This is a genomic window from Achromobacter sp. SIMBA_011 (assembly GCF_046535435.1).
GTDB classification, from domain to species: Bacteria; Pseudomonadota; Gammaproteobacteria; order Burkholderiales; family Burkholderiaceae_B; genus Achromobacter; species Achromobacter dolens.
The window spans coordinates 1-254 of sequence record NZ_JAWRWN010000857.1 but is presented as its reverse complement, the minus strand read 5'-3'; the positions used below and the strand labels follow the sequence as shown (position 1 = coordinate 254).

The window sequence follows — 254 nt, the reverse complement described above, 5'->3', positions numbered from 1 at the left end:
GTTGGCCACGAGCGTCAGATTGTCGATGGCCTGCGACGACTGGCGCAGCGACTCCGCCGTCTGCTGCGCCGCCTCGGAAAGCTGGATCAGCGCCTGGGTAATCTGCTCGGCGCTGGTCGCCTGCGCCTGCATGCCGTCGTTGACCACCTGGAAGCGCGGCGCGAGCGTCTGCACCTCGGCGATGATCTGCGACAGCTGCGCGCCGACCTGCTGCACGTCGAGCATCCCGCGGCGCACTTCCTCGGAGAACTTGT

General features: G+C 67.7%; 1 pseudogene. It reads right to left on the bottom strand.

From position 1 onward, the window contains the following. A pseudogene (locus SB816_RS33430) lies at nt 1–254 on the bottom strand (methyl-accepting chemotaxis protein); the annotation flags it as partial.